The sequence below is a fragment of the Uliginosibacterium sp. H1 genome (assembly GCF_036017065.1).
Lineage (GTDB): Bacteria > Pseudomonadota > Gammaproteobacteria > Burkholderiales > Rhodocyclaceae > Uliginosibacterium.
Map to the genome: position 1 here is coordinate 1197432 of NZ_JAYXHR010000001.1, position 17392 is coordinate 1214823.

Below are 17392 nucleotides of genomic sequence, written 5' to 3' on the forward strand. Positions count from 1 at the left end.
AGGAAAGATTAGCCCTCGACATGGCTGCAAACCCACAATCTGCCTTGAGCGGACTGGCCCGGACGCTGGTTCAGCAGGGACGCATCAAGGAAACCGATGCGCTGACCTGCTCGCAACCCACGGCCAATCCCGGCGGGTTTGTTGGAGAAGTGGTCGCACGCGGCATCATGAACGCGGTGTCTATTGCGCAGTTCAGTGCCGATGCTTTTGGCTTCCCCCTTCTTGATCTGGCAGCGCTGGACGACGCGCAACTGCCGCGGGACATCGTCGACAGCAAGCTGATGAGCAAGCATCAGGTTGTCGGCCTCACCAAGAAGAACAACCGCATCTGCGTCGCACTGGCAGATCCGACCAATCTGCGCGCGCTGGACGAAATCCGCTTCCAGACCGGCATGGCGGTCGACCCGGTGGTCGTCGAGATCGACAAACTGACGCCACTGATCGCCAAGCTGACCGAGTCGACCAATACAGCGCTACGCAATTTGTCCGCCTCTGACGAGTTCGATCTGGATTCGCTCGGGGACATGAATACGGATTCCGAGGAACAGGCCGACACCAACACGGCAGATGTCGACGATGCGCCGGTAGTTCGATTCATCCAGAAAATGCTGGTAGACGCCATCAACGAAGGCGCCTCCGACATTCACTTCGAGCCCTACGAGAAGTTCTATCGCATCCGCTTCCGCACTGACGGCGTCCTGCGAGAGATCGCCCAGCCGCCGCTGATGCTGCGCGAGAAGATCGCGGCCCGCATCAAGGTCATCTCCCGGCTCGACATCGCGGAAAAGCGGGTTCCTCAGGACGGCCGTACCAAGCTCGTGCTGTCCAAGACCAAGGCCATCGATTTCCGCGTCTCGACCTTGCCCACCATGCACGGCGAGAAGATCGTGATGCGGATTCTCGACCCGTCCAGCGCCATGCTGGGTGTCGACGCGCTGGGCTATGAACCGGATCAAAAGGAAGCTCTGCTGGAGGCTGTGCAGCGCCCTTACGGAATGGTGCTCGTGACCGGCCCGACCGGTAGCGGCAAGACAGTGTCGCTGTACACGTGCCTGAACATCCTCAATAAGCCAGGCGTCAATATCTCGACGGCTGAAGACCCTGCGGAAATCAACCTTCCCGGCATCAACCAAGTGTCGATGAACGACAAGTCAGGGCTGACCTTTGCAGTTTCTCTGAAAGCCTTCCTTCGCCAGGACCCTGACGTGATCATGGTCGGCGAAATCCGCGACCTGGAAACTGCGGAAATATCCATCAAGGCCGCCCAGACCGGCCATATGGTGCTGTCCACGCTGCACACGAATGACGCCCCAACGACCCTGGAGCGGCTGCGCAACATGGGCGTGGCACCGTTCAACATCGCCTCTTCGGTCATCATGATCACCGCGCAGCGGTTGGCGCGGCGTCTCTGCACCTGCAAGAAACCAATCGACATACCCCTTGAGGCACTCATGCAGGCGGGCTTCACGGACGCGGATCTCGATGGGTCCTGGCAACCCTATGGCCCGGTCGGCTGCGACCGCTGCAAGGGCAGCGGTTACAAGGGCCGCGTCGGCATCTATCAGGTGATGCCGATCAGTGAAGAAATCCAGCAAATCATCATGACGGGCGGCAATTCCATGGATATTGCCGCCCAGGCACAGGTCGAGGGCATTCGCGACCTGCGACAATCCGGCCTGCTCAAGGTCAAGCAAGGCATGACTTCCCTGACCGAAGTCTTGGCCACCACCAACGATTAGCCTGACGGATTCACGACATGGCCACTGCTGCTCGTACAGCCCCGAATCGACGTGCCACCTCCAAGGACCCCAAGGAAATCCTGTGGACCTGGGAGGGCAAGGACAAAACGGGGAAGATCATTCGCGGCGAAATGCGGGCACACAGCAAGACTGTCGTGCAGGCGTCCTTGCGGCGCCAGGGCATTTCGACCGCAGAGAACAAGATCAAGAAGCGGCAGCTTGGACGCGCATCCAAGGTCAAGGACAAGGACTTGGCACTATTCACCCGCCAGCTTGCAACAATGATGCGCGCGGGGGTGCCGCTGCTGCAGGCCTTCGATATCGCCATTAAGGGCTCGTCCAATCCTGGCGTCGCCCGCCTTTTGAACGAAATCCGCAACGACATCGAAACCGGTACCAGCCTGTCCAATGCGCTGCGGAAGTTTCCGCTCTATTTCAACGCACTGTACTGCAACCTGGTTGATGCTGGCGAACAATCTGGCGCGCTTGAAAACTTGCTGGATAGACTTGCTATCTATCAGGAGAAGATCCTCGCTATCAAAAGCAAAATTAAGGCTGCTTTGTTCTACCCTATCTCGGTAATGGTTGTCGCGGCCGCGGTGGTATCAGTAATGATGCTGTTCGTCATTCCTGAATTCAAGAAAGTATTCACAAGTTTTGGCGCTGATTTGCCAGCCCCAACACTGCTGGTTATTGCGATTTCCGATTTTATGACCGAATACTGGTGGATCGTGTTTGGCGCCTTTATTGGCGCCGTTATCTTGATTGCCGCCGCCTATAAGCGATCACCCGCTGCTCAGGCAGCCGTTGACCGCTGGGTTCTCCAAATACCGGTCATTGGGGAGATTATCCGCAAAGCAACGATCGCGCGTTGGACGCGGACGTTGTCAACCATGTTCGCCGCTGGCGTCCCGCTGGTGGAAGCGCTTGACTCTGTAGCAGGGGCCTCAGGGAACAAGGTTTATGCAGATGCCACCAAGAAAATCCAGGCAGAAGTTGCCACCGGCACAGCGCTGACGAACGCCATGCAAGGAACGAATGTGTTTCCCGCCATGGTCGTACAGATGATTTCCATCGGCGAGGAATCCGGTCAACTCGACGGCATGTGCGCCAAAGTGGCCGACTTCTTCGAGCGCGAGGTCGACGACATGGTGGCCGGCCTATCGCAGCTGATCGAACCGCTGATCATTGTCTTCCTGGGGACGATCATCGGTGGCCTGGTCGTTGCGATGTATCTCCCGATCTTCAAGCTCGGCCAGGTGGTCTGACCCGCGATGCTGGAATTGCTGCAGCAGCCTACCGGGCTGGTAATCGCCTGCGCGTTGCTCGGACTGTGCGTGGGCAGCTTTCTCAACGTGGTGATCCACCGCGTGCCGAAGATGCTCGAACAGCGTTGGCTGGCAGAGGCTGCCTATGTCCGTGGCGAGCCCGAGCCGGAAGCGCCTGCCTTCAATCTGGTCAAGCCGCGCTCGCGGTGCCCGCATTGTGGTCACCTCATCGGGGCGATCGAGAACATTCCGGTCGTCAGCTACCTGTTTCTGCGGGGGCGTTGCAAGGCTTGCAAGGCAAGGATCAGCCCACGCTACCCCTTGGTCGAGATACTTACGGCCTTGCTGTCCGTTGCGGTCGCCTGGCAGTTCGGCGCCACGCTGGCGACGGCGGCTGCACTGGCCTTCGTCTGGGCCCTGGTCGCGCTGACCTTCATCGATCTGGATACCCAGCTATTGCCGGACGACATCACCTTGCCGCTTTTGTGGCTGGGTTTGCTGGTAAATATCTGGACGACCTTCACCCCCCTGGAGAGCGCCGTCGTTGGTGCCGTTGCGGGCTATCTGGTGCTGTGGTCAGTCTATTGGCTGTTCAAGCTCACGACCGGCAAGGAAGGCATGGGCTACGGCGACTTCAAGCTGCTGGCCGCCATCGGCGCCTGGCTGGGCTGGCAAGTCCTGCCAATAGTGGTGCTGTTGTCGTCGGTCGTCGGCGCCGTGGTCGGCATCTGCCTGATCCTGTTCGCACGACACGGCCGGGAAACGCCGATTCCTTTTGGCCCTTACCTGGCTGCGGCTGGACTGATTGCACTGTTTTTCGGTGCCGATCTGTCGCGCCAGTTCTTCATGCTCTGACGCGGGCGTTGGCTCCGGCGGTTGGTCCGAGCCCGTCTCGACGCTGCTCCGTGCAGTAAGCAAGCACCTCTACTTGCCGCCGTTTCCCGCGCTGACACAATGAGTTAGACTCATGGGCTTGCCCGGCGGAGAAGCATATGCCCATCTACGAATACCGTTGTGGTGACTGTGGTCACCACAAGGAACACCTCCAGAAGTTCAGCGACGCGCCCATCGCTGCGTGTCCTGCCTGCGGCGGTAGCGCCTACCAGAAGCTGCTGTCTGCGGCCGGCTTCCAGCTGAAGGGCAGCGGCTGGTATGCCACCGACTTCAAAGGCGCGAGCAGTGGTGGCAAGACCACGCCCGCATCGACAGAGGCGCCCAAGAGCGAAGCAGCGAAGAGCGACGCGAGTGGCGGTAGCACTCCTTGCGGAGGCGGCTGCGCCTGCCACTGATCCGCTGCATGAAAAAGTACCTCATTACCGGCCTGCTGGTCTGGGTGCCCCTAGTCATCACCCTGTGGGTGTTGCACCTCGTCGTGACGACCCTGGACCAGTCGCTGTTCCTCTTGCCGGAATCCTGGCGCCCCCAGCTTTTCGGCTATTCCTGGGGATTTGGCGCCGTCCTCACCTTGCTGGTGTTGCTGGTCACCGGCGTCATCGTGTCGAACCTGTTCGGCGCGCGACTGCTGACGGTGTGGGAGAGCCTGCTCAACCGCATTCCGGTGGTGAAGTCGATCTACTCCAGCGTCAAACAGGTATCCGATACGCTGCTGGGGCCGAACGGCCAGGCTTTTCGCAAAGCCCTGTTGGTACAGTACCCGCGCCCCGGGAGCTGGACGGTCGCCTTCCAGACCGGCACGCCGGGCGGTGAATTGCTCGATCACCTGCCGGGCGCGCGCAGCAACGAATTCGTCAGCGTATACGTCCCCACCACTCCGAACCCCACTTCGGGCTTCTTCCTGATGATGCCGCGTCAGGACGTGGTGGAGCTCGACATGTCGGTCGACGCAGCACTCAAGTACATCATTTCGATGGGCGTGGTGGGGCCGGAAACGCCCCGCAACCTCCGTTGAACACAAGAGATTTTCCCGGAGACATCCATGCGTACCACCTACAGCGGCCTCGTGTCCGCCGCTCACCTCGACCAGACCGTCACGCTGTTCGGCTGGGCCCATCGTCGTCGCGACCATGGCGGCGTCATCTTCATCGACCTGCGCGACCGTGAAGGCCTGGTGCAGGTCGTGTGCGACCCGGATCGCGCCGAAACTTTCGCCGTTGCCGAAGGCGTGCGCAGCGAGTTCTGCCTGCGCGTCACCGGCAAGGTACGTCGTCGCCCGGAAGGCACGACCAACAGCAACCTCATCTCCGGCGAGATCGAGGTGCTGGCCCATGAACTCGAAGTGCTGAACCCGTCCGTCACGCCCCCGTTCCAGATCGACGACGAGAACCTGTCGGAAACCGTTCGCCTGACGAACCGCGTCATCGACCTGCGCCGCCCGGCGATGCAGAAGAACATGCTGCTGCGCTACAAGACCGCGCGCGCATTCCGCCGCTTCCTGGACGACGCCGGCTTCATCGACATCGAAACGCCGATGCTCACCAAGAGCACGCCGGAAGGTGCGCGCGACTACCTCGTGCCTTCGCGCGTGCACGACGGCATGTTCTTCGCGCTGCCGCAGTCGCCGCAGCTCTTCAAGCAGCTGCTGATGGTGGCCGGCTACGACCGTTACTACCAGATCACCAAGTGCTTCCGCGACGAAGACCTGCGCGCCGACCGCCAGCCGGAATTCACCCAGGTCGATATCGAGACCTCGTTCCTGACCGAGAACGAGATCACCGGGATCATGGAGAACCTGATCCGCTACGTGTTCAAGGACGCCATCGACGTCGAGCTGCCGAACCCCTTCCCGCGCATCACCTACACCGAGGCGATGGCGCGCTACGGTTCCGACAAGCCCGACCTGCGCGTGACGCTGGAGCTGGTCGACGTCGCCGACGCCATGAAGGATGTGGCCTTCAAGGTGTTCGCGGGTGCCGCCAACGACCCGGCCTGCCGCGTCACCGCGCTGCGCATTCCCGGCGGTGCGTCGCTGTCGCGCGGCGAGATCGATGGTTACACCGAGTTCGTGAAGATCTACGGCGCCAAGGGCCTTGCCTACATCAAGGTCAATGACGTCAGCAAGCTGAACGAAGAAGGCCTGCAGTCACCTATCGTCAAGAACCTGTCCGAAGCCTCGCTGAAGACGGTTATCGAACGCACCGGCGCACAGTCGGGCGACCTCATCTTCTTCGGCGCCGACAAGGCCAAGATCGTGTCCGACGCGCTGGGCGCGTTGCGCAGCAAGATCGGCCACGAGAAGGGCCACGTCGATGGTCGCAAGTGGGCGCCGGCCTGGGTGGTCGACTTCCCGATGTTCGACTACGACGAGGAAGACAAGCGCTGGGTCGCCTGTCACCACCCCTTCACGTCGCCGAAGGACGAGCACCTGGAGTACCTCGAGACCGATCCGGGCAAGTGCCTGGCCAAGGCCTACGACCTGGCGCTGAACGGCTGGGAACTGGGCGGTGGCTCGGTGCGTATCCACCGCTCCGACGTGCAGGAAAAAGTGTTCAAGGCCCTGGGCATCGGCGACGAGGAGGCCCAGCTGAAGTTCGGCTTCCTGCTCGACGCGCTGAAGTACGGTGCCCCGCCGCACGGTGGCCTTGCGTTCGGCCTGGACCGCATCGTCACGATGATGACCGGCGCCGAGTCGATCCGCGACGTGATCGCCTTCCCGAAGACGCAACGGGCGCAGTGCCTGCTCACCCAGGCACCGAGCCCAGTCGACGAGAAGCAATTGCGCGAACTGCACATCAAGCTGCGCAACCCGGTGAAGGCCGAGTAAGACACGCAGTCCGGCAAGCAAGGAAAGAGCGAACCCGCAACGGTTCGCTCTTTCTGTTTCCGGCGCCTGCGAATGGAACACTCTATCCCGTCAGGGAGAGTTACGATGCCGCCTTCGGGCGCTTACACTCGGCGCATCAACCCGCCGGAGCCCCGCATGAGTACCGCCATCCAGATCCTGCACGGCCAGGCCCGTGACATCGGCTTCACCGTACGCCGCCTGCTGCCGCAGGCCAGCCAGCGCGCCGTCGGCCCCTTCGTGTTCCTCGACCACATGGGGCCCGCGCACTTCGCGTCCGGCACCACCGAGAACGACGTACGCCCTCACCCGCACATCGGCCTGGCCACGGTGACCTACCTGTTCTCGGGCGCGATCATCCATCGCGACAGCATCGGTGTCGTACAACGCATCGAGCCCGGCGCGGTGAACTGGATGCGGGCCGGGCGCGGCGTCGTGCATTCGGAGCGCATCCCGGCCGACATCCGCGACAACGACCTCGACGTGGAAGGCATCCAGATGTGGGTCGCGCTGCCGGAATCCCAGCAGGAAGAAGAACCGGTGTTCTACCACTACCCCGCCACCGACCTGCCGGAATGGGAGGAGGAAGGTGCGCGCTTCCACCTGCTGGTCGGCACCTGGGGCGCGCGCAGTTCGCCGGTCGAGCAACCCTCCGAGACCTTCTACGCCGCGGGTGAACTGCAGGCAGGCGCACGCTTCAGCTTCCCGGCGCATGTGGAAGAACGCGCGCTGTACGTCGCCCAGGGCGAGATCGAAGTGGAAGGCCAGCGCATCGGCGTGGGCGAGTTGATCGTGCTGGCGCCCGGCGAGCCCGTCGACGTCCACGCCACCCAGGCGGGCCGCGTCATGCTGCTGGGCGGGGCACCGCTCGACCAACCACGCCACATGTGGTGGAACTTCGTCTCGACGTCGCGCGAGCGCATCGAACAGGCCGCCGCCGACTGGGAGGCGGACCGCTTCCCGAAGGTGCCCGGCGAACACGAACGCATACCCGCCCCGCCCTTGCTGAAGTCCCGCGCCTGAGCCTGCGCCGTAAAGGCATAAAATGCGTGACCGCGATGCCCGCAGCCTGCGGGCATCGTGCTTTCTGCACCCGGAATTCATGACCCGTCGCACATTCCCCGGCTTCGACCTCTCTCCCGCCGCTCCGCTCGCGCCACGCAAGCCCGCCATCCTCACCCAGCACAGCCACGCGCGTAGCGATGCCTACCACTGGATGCGCCAGCGCGACACAGAAGCCTTGCTGGCGCACCTGCGCGACGAGAATGCCTACGCCGATGCCGTTCTGGCACCGCTGGCCGCGTTGCAGGATGAGCTGTACGCCGAGATGCTCGCGCGCATCCAGGAAGACGACAGTTCGGTACCGGTGAAGCTCGGCAAGTGGATGTACTACAGCCGCACCGAGACCGGCAAACCCTATGGCATCCATGCGCGCAAGCGCATCGCCGAGGATGGCGCCTGGCAGGCGGCACCCGAGGAAATCCTGCTCGACGAGAACGCCGAGGCGGAAGGCAAGTCCTTCTACGAAGTGGGCGACTTCGCCGTCAGCCCCAGTGGTCGCTACGTCGCCTGGGCCGAGGACACGAAGGGCAACCGCCAGTACCGCCTGCGCGTGCGCGACCTGGACTCGGGAAAGATGCTGCGTCTGAAGCGCGAGCGCATCACCACCATCGTGTGGGCGCAGGATGACCGCACCCTGTTCTACACCGTCGAAGAGCCGCGCACCGAACGCTCCTGGCAGCTATGGCGCCACACCATCGGCGACACGGAAGACACCCTGCTTCATACCGAGCGCGACGAACGCTTCTCGCTGTCGGTGATGAAGACGCGCAGCGACGGCTTCATCGTGCTGACCAGCGGCAGCCACACCACCAACGAGTTGCGCCTGCTGCCGGCCGACCGACCGACCGCGCGCTGGAAGCTCTTCGCGCGGCGGCGCCAGAACGTCGAATACGAGCTGGACCACCATTCCGACCGGTTGCTGGTGCGCGTGAACGACACCGGCCCCAACTTCCGCCTGGTCGAGATGCCGGTAAACGACTGGCATCGCGACGGCTGGCGCGAACTGATGGCGCACGATGACGATGTCGTGCTGGAGGGTGTCGACCTGTGGCAGGACTGGATGGTCGCCAGCCTGCGCGTACGCGGCCAGCAACGCCTGCGCGTCACCGTGCTGGCGAGCGGCGAATCTCATGACATAGCTTTCGACGAACCGGCCTATTCGGTCGAGCTGGAAGACCTGCCGGAATGGGCGTCGCCGGTACTGCGCTACGAGTTCGAATCGCTGACCATGCCGGACTCGACCTTCGACTACGATCCGCTGAAGCGCAGCGCCACGCTGTTGAAACGCCAGCAGGTGCCCGGCGGCTTCGACGCCACGCACTACGCCAGCGAGCGTATCGAAGCAATCGCCACGGACGGCACACGCATTCCCGTCTCGCTGGTGCGCCATCGCGACACGCCGCGCGACGGCAGCGCCCCGGTCTGGCTGGAGGGATACGGCGCCTATGGCATTCCTACCGACCCGTGGTTCTCGCCTACCCGCCTGTCGCTGCTGGACCGCGGCTGGGTGTTCGCCATTGCGCACGTGCGCGGCGGTGGCGAGATGGGCCAGCGCTGGCATGACGGCGGCCGCCTCGCCCACAAGCCCAACAGCTTCACCGACTTCATCGCCTGCGCCGAAGCATTGGTGAGGGAGCGCTACACCACGCAAGGGAAGATCCTCGCCAGCGGCGGCAGTGCCGGCGGCCTGCTCATCGCCGCCAGCCTCAACCTGCGCCCGGAACTCTTCGGCGCGGCGCTGCTGGAAGTGCCTTTCGTGGATGTCGTCACCACCATGCTGGACCCCGACCTGCCGCTGACCATCGGCGAATACGAGGAATGGGGCAACCCGCAGCGACCGGCCGACTACCGCCGTCTGCTCGGCTGGTCGCCCTACGACAACCTCGCCTCCCGGGACTACCCGCCGATGCTGGTGGAAACCGGGCTGCACGACAGCCAGGTGATGGTGTGGGAACCCGCCAAGTATGTGGCTCGCATGCGTGAGCTCGGCGTCGGCACGGCCACCAGCCGTGGCCCCTTGCTGCTGCGGGTGAACATGGACGCAGGCCATGGCGGTGCCTCCGGTCGCTACGACGCACTGCGCGAGCGCGCCCGACAGCTCGCCTTCGCCCTGGCCGCGCTCGGCTGAGACGGCATCCTCCGGCCCCCGGGCAAGCCTGACCCGGCCCGCGGCCAGGGCAAATCCGTTACCCACTCGGGCCGGATTGTTACGTCATGTGGCAAGGCGCCGAAGCAGCACGGCAGGGCCTCAAAAGACGCGCCCCGGCGCCTGCGAAAGAGGATACTCCCGCTCAAGAAACGCCCCTGTCCTGCCGTTCCTTGCCATGTAACGCGCCCACACGGGACGCGCCCGATCGGGCCGCGGTCCCACGATAACGACGACACGCGCCAACATGCTTCGCACCGCTGCAAGGTTCAGCAAGACCGCCCGGGCTGCCCGCCTCTTCCGTCCCGCCCAGGATACCGTCGCGCCATGAACCGCTCTCTTGCCGACCTGTCCGTCCTGATCATCGAAGCCCATTCCGGCATGCGCACGCAGGTGCGCAACATGCTGTCGATCTGCGGGATCACCAAGGTGACGATGGCCGTCACCGCCGGCGTCGCCATCCGAAAGCTGCGTGAGCACAATTTCGACGTCATTCTCTGCGAGTACCACCTGGGCGAAGGCCAGGACGGCCAGCACCTGCTGGAAGACCTGCGCAGCAACCACCTCATCCCGCTGGCCACGCTCTACATCATGCTCACCGGCGAGAGCCTGTACGACAAGGTGGTGAGCACCGCCGAGCTGGCGCCGAACGACTACATCCTCAAGCCCTTCTCCTCCGACAAACTGCTGGAGCGCCTGCTGAAGGCACTGGCCAAGCGTGATGCCCTGCTGCCCACCTACACGCTCATCGAGGCCGGCAACACGCTGGATGCCATCGAGGCCACCAAAGAAGGCGAGCAGAAGCACCCCGAATACCTCATCGACTTCCTGCGCCTGCGTGCGGAGCTGCTGCTGGCCGCGGGGCTGGCGGAAGAGTCGCAGCGCATCTACCAGCAGGTCATGGACATGAAGGCCGTGCCCTGGGCCAAGCTGGGGCTGGCGAAAACGCTGTTCATGCTCAAGCAGTTCGACGAAGCCGAGGCCCAGCTCACCGCGCTGATCGCCGAGAACGAGAACTTCATGGACGCCTACGACTGGCTGGCGCGCGCACGCGAGTCGGTGGGCAAGCTCGCCGAGGCGAAGGAAGCCCTGGAGTCCGCCGTGCGCGTCTCGCCCCATGTCACCAACCGCCTGCGCCGCCTCGGGCAGGTGGCAGCCGAGCTCGGTGACATGGAGACTGCCGAGAAGCACATGAGCGAAGTCGTCCGCAAGGGCAAGTACTCGGACTTCCGCGACCCGGAGGACCACGTCCTGCTGGTCAAGGCACAACTGGGCAAGGGCGACATCGACGCCGCCAACAACACCCTGCGCGACCTGGACCGCAGCATGGGCGGCCTGCCCAAGACGGCGCTATGCAAGGCGGTTTCCACCGCCATGGTCGCCACTCAGGCGGGCGACACCGTGAAGGCCAGCGCCGCCATCGACGAAGCACTGGCCTACAACGACCCCCACCTGGGTGCCTCGCTGGACCTGAAGAAGAACCTCGCCCGCATCTGCCTGGAGAACAAGCAGGACGACAAGGCCGCCGAGATCATCATGGACGTGATGCGCAACGCGGCCGACGACGACGCGGTGGAGCAGATCAAGCGCATGCTGACCGAACTGGGGCGTGCCGACCTCGGCGAAGACCTCGCCACCCGCGTACGCACGGAAGTCCGCGACATCATGAGCGAAGGCGCCCGCCTGGCGCAGAGCGGGGACTTCGACGGCTCGGTGCGGGCAATGATGCAGGCGGTGCAGAAGCTGCCGGGCAACACGCACGTGCTCTTCAACGCCGCGCTGGCGCTGCTCAAGCACATCGAGCACCAGGGCTGGAACCCGAAGTTCGCGGCCAATGCGCGCGACTACATCGAGCGCGTGCGCAAGCAGGACCCCGGCAACCAGCGGCTGGCCGCGATGGTCAATTACTTCCACGCGCTGAAGAAAAAGTACAACGTGCGCGGCGACTCCTACTGAGCCACCGCCCCTGCCTCAGGACGGCCGGGCGTTGCACTCCGCGCAGGCGCCACTCACCGACACCTGCACTGCCTTCGAGGTAAAACCGGCCGGCAACACCGGCGTCGACACCCGCACGTCTTCCAGACAGAACACCCGGCCGCAATCGTCACAGCGGAAATGCGCATGTCTTGCGTGCTCCGGCGATCGCGACGCCGCCAGGCTGAAGCGGAACACCCGGTCGCTGTCGGCCACGCGGTGCGCCAGCCCCGACTCCACCAGCCAGTCGAGCACGCGGTAAAGGGTGACGCGATCGAAACCGCTGTCCGCCAGCGCATGCTCCACGTCAGCATGGCTGAGCGCACGGCTGGCCGTCTGCAGCATGCGCAGCACGGCGATGCGCGCGGGCGTCGCGCGGGCGCCCTGGGCGCGGATGCGTGCCGAGACGTCTTCCAGCGGCATCTGGGGCGCCGTGGGCGCGGGGGTACTGAGGGAGCGATAGACAGGCATGCAGCGATTCAAGCACAAGCTCCGCTTACCCGCAATCCAGTTGCAGGTGCAATTCGGCGGGCCGGCGACGGGTCGGCCACGGTCCGGCTCTCGTTCCGGCTGACGGACCTGCATTCCGATACGCATCAAACTATTGATTTATATCGACTTCACACCTCTTCGCCCTCGCACCTTGGTCATAGGCCTTTTAGACTTTAGTGATAATTTTTGCATTTCATGGCGGTAAGTACTGATCGACACGCACGGCCACAAAACCTGAAATGCAATCAGCCATAACGAAGAAATGGCAGGCCATTTCCGCGCATCGGAAACGGCACGAAACCAATAGAGAGAGCAAGAAGGAGGCAGTCATGTTCAAGGAATGGGATCCGCTGGATCAGGCCGGGGTGGAAACCCTGGTGGTGCCCCTGCGTCTGTCCGATCACGGCCTGTTCGTCAGCAGTGGCGACAGCGACCTGATCTTCGCCGAAGACGAGGAGCCCGCCGACGACGAAGCGCTCGCGGCGGTACAGCCCTGGGTCGTACTGGTGGTCGATGACGATCCGAGCGTGCACGAGGTGACTTCACTGTCGCTGCGCACCGCCCGCATCGGCGGCCGGCCGGTCGAATTGCTCCACGCCTACAGCGCGAGCGAAGCGCTGGAGATGATCCGTGGCCGCGACAAGCTGCACATGTTGTTGCTCGACGTGGTGATGGAGACCCAGACCGCCGGCCTCAACCTGGTGCGTAACCTGCGCGACGAAGCCCGCCGGCGCGACCTCAAGATCGTCCTGCGCACGGGCCAGCCCGGCCGCTTCAGCGAGCAACGGGTGCGCGAGAACTACGAGATCGACGGCTATATCCAGAAGAGCCTGCAGACCCGCGGCATGCTCATCGGCATCATGGAGCAGGTGCTGCTCGGCAACGATCCGGACAAACTGAGCTGAGCCAAGCGTGCGGAAGCACAGGCAACAGCGACACGAATGGAAACGGCCCGCAATGCGGGCCGTTCTTCTTTGCCACCCTGGTCGCTGCGTGGCTGGTGGCCTTGGTCGCCTTGTCCCGCCGGCGTATCACACGCCGGAGAACGACAGCCCGCCGGGGTCCTTCGGCGGCGGCAGCTTTTCCAGGAAGGTCACGACCTCCTCTTCCACGCGCGACCGGCTCATGGGCGGCAGGCTGCGCCACACCATCTTGCCGTAGGGCTTGGTGATCATGCGCGGGTCGCACACCATCAGCACGCCGCGGTCGCGCTCGGTGCGGATGAGCCGTCCCGCGCCCTGCTTCATGTTGATGACTGCGCGCGGCAACTGGTATTCCATGAAGGGGTTGCGCCCCTGCTTCTCCATCCAGGCCACGCGCGCCTTCAGCACCGGATCGTCCGGTGGCGAGAACGGCAGCTTGTCGATGACCACCACCGACAGCGCATCGCCCGGCACGTCCACGCCCTCCCAGAAGCTCTGGCTGGCCACCAGCACGGCGTTGCCGAGGTCACGGAAGCGCGCCAGCAGTTCGCTGCGCGAGCCCTGCCCCTGCAACAGCAGCGGGAAGTCCAGTCCCTCGCGGAACAGCTTGCGGTCGATGCCTTCGTGGATGCGCTGCATCGCGCGCAGCGAGGTGCACAGCACGAAGGTGCGGCCCCGCGCCGCGCGGATCAGCGGGAAGGCCTTCTCCACCACCGCATCGGCGTAGTCCATGCTGTTCGGGTCCGGCATGTCGCTGGGCGCGTACAGCAGGCCCTGCGCACCGTAGTCGAAGGGGCTGCCCCACACCTCCGTCTGCGGCGGCGGCTCCAGCCAGGCGAGGCCGAGGTCGCGGTTGTAGTGGCCGAAGTCCTTGCCGACCGCCAGCGTCGCGGAAGTAAACACCCAGGCCTTGGCGTTGCCCTCCACCTGCTTGCGGAAGATGTCGCCCACCTTCAACGGCGTGAGGTTGAGGGACGCCGACTGGCTGAACACTTCCACCCAGCGGATGACATCCGGCTCATCGACGCGGCGCCAGCGGGTGACGCGCTCGTGCATCTCGGTGGCGCGTTGCCAGCAGCGTTGCAGCGCTTCGTCGCGCTCGGCCTGGCTCTCGGTCAGGGTCACGAAATGCGCGAGCTGTTCCTCCAGTTCGTCCAGCGCAGCGTGGAAATCCTTGTTGGGTTCGAGCTGGTCCCAGCCCAGGCGCGCGTTCTCGCCGGGGATGGCCAGGCGCAGGTCCCTCGCGGCCTTTTCCAGCGCACGCGTGGCGTCCTGCAGCGGCGTGAAGTCGCGCGCATGCGCCAGGCCCTCGTGCCGCGTGTCGCGCGCCAACTCCAGCAGTTGCGCGGTGGACGCACTCTCGCCGAAAAACAGGCTGGCGGTCTCCGGCAACTGGTGGGCCTCGTCGAAGATCACCGTGTTGCAGGCCGGCAGCAATTCGGCCATGCCGGTGTCGCGCAGCATGACGTCGGCAAAGAACAGGTGATGGTTCACCACCACCACGTCGGCTTCCTGCGCGGCGCGGCGTGCGCCCATCACGAAGCATTCCTTGGCGTTCGGGCAATCCTGCCCCAGGCAGTTCTCGCGCGTGGAGGTGGCGGACAGCCACACCGTGGCGTCTTCCGGCACGCCGGTGCACTCCGCCTTGTCGCCGGTGCTGCTGGTCTCCATCCACTTGATGACCTGGCGGATGTACCCGGCGTCCTCGCGGGTGATGAAGCGGCCTTCCGACACCGCGCGCTGCGCATGGTAGTGGCAGGCGTAATTGGCGCGGCCCTTCAGCAGCGCGGTGGTCACCGGCACCTTCAGCGCCTTGCGCACTTCCGGCAGGTCGCGGTGGAACAGCTGGTCCTGCAGGGTCTTGGTGCCGGTGGAGATGATGACCTTGCCGCCGGACACCAGCGCCGGCACCAGGTAGGCGAAGGTCTTGCCGGTGCCGGTGCCGGCCTCCGCCACCAGCACGCGGTTGCCCTGGATCGCCCCGGCAATCGCGTTGGCCATCTCCAGTTGCTGGGGCCGGGCGCGGAAGCCGGGAATCACCCGCGCGAGCGGGCCATCGTCGGCGAAGTAGCGGGATACGTCGGGAGCAGCGGACACAGACATAGGGGGGCGATGTTAGCGGGGAGCGCCGGGCGGGTCACGCCTTGCAGGACACAGCGTTGAGCGCGCTCCGAAAAAAATATATTTCCCTGCAGACGCCGCTTGCGGCCGCCCCCTGCCGCCGCGCTGCACCGGCCTCCTGTCGCCATCGGGCGTCACGCCTGGTTTTCGCATCCGCAGCTTGACGCTGTCGCTTCCGTCATCCACCTTAAAGCCTGACAAGTTCCTGTATTTGTCGGGCAAACGACAAAAATATCAGGCACTTAGTCCAGGCCGGCAAAAAGGCCAAATTTATAAAAACTTCGGAGACATTTCATGCAAGCAAAGCACCTGGCGCTCGTCGCGCTGGCGGCGGGGTTCGCCTCGACCGTCCACGCGGCCAACCGCCCAGCCGGTTACGTCACCATCTGTACCGAAAACAAGACCTGCAACGTGGCCACGACGACCAACGTCGCCTTCGGCCGTGCGGACCAGTTCTTCTTCAAGCAACTCACCGGCAGCTTCGTCTGCAACCAGGCAACCTTCGGTGGTCGCATCGGTGGTGGCACCAATGAGTGCTCGGTGCCGGGCACGCCGAACAGCTCCTCGTCGAGCAGTTCCAGCAGCTCGTCCAGTTCTTCATCGAGCTCCAGTTCGTCTTCCTCCTCGTCGAGCTCGTCCAGCTCCAGTTCAAGCAGCTCGTCGAGTTCCGGCACGGGCAGCAGCTCGTCGTCGTCCTCCTCTTCCTCCTCCTCGTCCACATCCTCCAGCGGCGGCATCACCCCGCCGGGCCTGGTGGGCTTCGGCTCGGTGCCCGGCTACGGCGTCAACACCACTACCGGCGGCGTCGGCGGTCCCACGGTCATCGTCACCAACTTCACCGACTTCGTGGCCGCAGTGACCGACCACCAGCCGCGCATCGTCAAGGTGTCCGGCACGATCACCAACGGCGGCAGCGCCGAGATGATCGCGGTGGGCTCCAACAAGACCATCGTCGGTCTGGGCGCCAATGCCACGCTGAGCGGCTTCGGCCTCAACATCAGCGGCTGGCGTGCCGAGCAGGTCGCGCAGTTCAAGGACCAGCAGTGCGAAGTGGCCTACGAGAACAGGTTCGAGTACACGAAGAACGTCATCGTGCGCAACCTGACCATCGTGAACGCCGGTGACGACAGCATCAACGTGCAGTGCTGGTCGCATCACATCTGGATCGACCACAACACCTTCCACAAGCCGGGCGACGGCACGGTGGACATCAAGCGTGGTTCGGACTGGATCACGGTGTCCTGGAACAAGTTCATCGACACCGACAAGACCATGCTGCTGTCGCACGACAACGATGCCCAGCAACAGGACACCGGCAAGCTGCGCGTGAGCTACCACCACAACTGGTTCAGCGGCTCGCGCCAGCGCATCCCGCGCGTCCGCTTCGCCCAGGCCCACTTCTTCAACAACTGGTGCGACAACCCGACGTCGAGCAACAACTACATGATCGGTGTGGGCATGGCGGCCAACATCTATGCCGACGGCAACTACGTGAACTGCGGCGGCGAGACCACGCAGGACATGGGAGACGCCGGCCCCAACGCCAAGCTGACCTGGGACGCGAGCAACCTCATCGTCTTCGGCGACGGCGTGGAGTTCGTCACCGGCAATGCCTTCAATCCGCGCAGCTACTACAACTACACGCTGGATCCTGCAGCGAACATCCCGACCATCCTTCAACAGGGTGCGGGCGCCGGCAGGATCATCGTCGACTGACGAAGCGTGAGCCGCCCGGCCGCAAGGCCGGGCCTTGCCTGCCGCCCCGCTTTCGAGGGGCGGCCTGATGTCGCGTTCATCCTGCATTCCGTAGCACCGGGGCCGCCATGCGGCGGCCCCGCTTCGTGTCTTCGGCTTCTCGTCTCTACGTATCAACACCGTTGCACGCGGCAGCGCCGTCGCGCGCCTGCGTGCATCACCTCCAAGGAGTG

At 64.1% G+C, this 17392-nt stretch carries 13 protein-coding genes; 11 read left to right on the forward strand and 2 right to left on the reverse strand.

The window, feature by feature from the left end; all coding sequences use genetic code 11:
- The first annotated feature begins 20 nt into the window (after window positions 1–20).
- The 9 genes from pilB to VVD47_RS05540 all read left to right on the forward strand — a co-directional run bounded on the left by pilB (window position 21) and on the right by VVD47_RS05540 (window position 11910).
- A complete protein-coding gene (pilB, locus tag VVD47_RS05500) occupies window positions 21–1739 on the forward strand; it encodes a type IV-A pilus assembly ATPase PilB (protein ID WP_327602390.1) in 1719 nt (572 codons plus the stop codon).
- Window positions 1740–1756: 17 nt separating this feature from the next.
- Window positions 1757–3007, forward strand: a complete 1251-nt coding sequence (locus tag VVD47_RS05505) for a type II secretion system F family protein (protein WP_327602391.1) — start codon at window positions 1757–1759, stop codon at window positions 3005–3007.
- Between the two features lie 6 nt (window positions 3008–3013).
- Window positions 3014–3862 carry a prepilin peptidase gene (locus tag VVD47_RS05510; RefSeq protein ID WP_327602392.1) on the forward strand — a complete coding sequence of 283 codons (849 nt, stop codon included), beginning with the start codon at window positions 3014–3016 and terminating at the stop codon, window positions 3860–3862.
- A gap of 137 nt (window positions 3863–3999) precedes the next feature.
- On the forward strand, window positions 4000–4296 hold the full coding sequence (locus VVD47_RS05515) for an FmdB family zinc ribbon protein (protein WP_327602393.1): 297 nt from the start codon (window positions 4000–4002) through the stop codon (window positions 4294–4296).
- Window positions 4297–4304: 8 nt separating this feature from the next.
- Window positions 4305–4916: a DUF502 domain-containing protein gene (locus tag VVD47_RS05520; protein WP_327602394.1), complete on the forward strand. Its 612-nt coding sequence runs from the start codon at window positions 4305–4307 to the stop codon at window positions 4914–4916.
- A gap of 27 nt (window positions 4917–4943) precedes the next feature.
- Window positions 4944–6728: an aspartate--tRNA ligase gene (gene aspS, locus VVD47_RS05525; protein WP_327602395.1), complete on the forward strand. Its 1785-nt coding sequence runs from the start codon at window positions 4944–4946 to the stop codon at window positions 6726–6728.
- 156 nt (window positions 6729–6884) lie between these two features.
- Entirely contained in the window at window positions 6885–7769 is an 885-nt protein-coding gene (locus tag VVD47_RS05530) for a pirin family protein (protein ID WP_327602396.1), read from the forward strand.
- Between the two features lie 79 nt (window positions 7770–7848).
- Entirely contained in the window at window positions 7849–9936 is a 2088-nt protein-coding gene (locus VVD47_RS05535; protein ID WP_327602397.1) for a S9 family peptidase, read from the forward strand.
- Between the two features lie 345 nt (window positions 9937–10281).
- Window positions 10282–11910, forward strand: a complete 1629-nt coding sequence (locus VVD47_RS05540; protein WP_327602398.1) for a tetratricopeptide repeat protein — start codon at window positions 10282–10284, stop codon at window positions 11908–11910.
- A gap of 15 nt (window positions 11911–11925) precedes the next feature.
- Here VVD47_RS05540 and VVD47_RS05545 read toward each other — a convergent pair whose 3' ends face one another.
- The gene (locus tag VVD47_RS05545) at window positions 11926–12399 is read right to left on the reverse strand and encodes a Fur family transcriptional regulator (RefSeq protein ID WP_327602399.1); all 474 of its coding nucleotides are present in this window, start codon (window positions 12397–12399) and stop codon (window positions 11926–11928) included.
- A 350-nt stretch (window positions 12400–12749) separates the two neighbouring features.
- Between VVD47_RS05545 and VVD47_RS05550 the strand changes: the two genes are divergently transcribed.
- Window positions 12750–13325 carry a response regulator gene (locus tag VVD47_RS05550; RefSeq protein WP_327602400.1) on the forward strand — a complete coding sequence of 192 codons (576 nt, stop codon included), beginning with the start codon at window positions 12750–12752 and terminating at the stop codon, window positions 13323–13325.
- A gap of 126 nt (window positions 13326–13451) precedes the next feature.
- On the opposite strand, the gene VVD47_RS05555 is transcribed toward VVD47_RS05550, so the two are convergent.
- A complete protein-coding gene (locus VVD47_RS05555) occupies window positions 13452–15446 on the reverse strand; it encodes an ATP-dependent DNA helicase (protein WP_327602401.1) in 1995 nt (664 codons plus the stop codon).
- A gap of 312 nt (window positions 15447–15758) precedes the next feature.
- On the opposite strand from VVD47_RS05555, the gene VVD47_RS05560 reads away from it, so the two are divergent.
- Complete coding sequence (locus tag VVD47_RS05560) at window positions 15759–17180, forward strand: pectate lyase family protein (RefSeq protein ID WP_327602402.1); 1422 nt, start codon at window positions 15759–15761, stop codon at window positions 17178–17180.
- The last annotated feature ends 212 nt before the right edge of the window (window positions 17181–17392 follow it).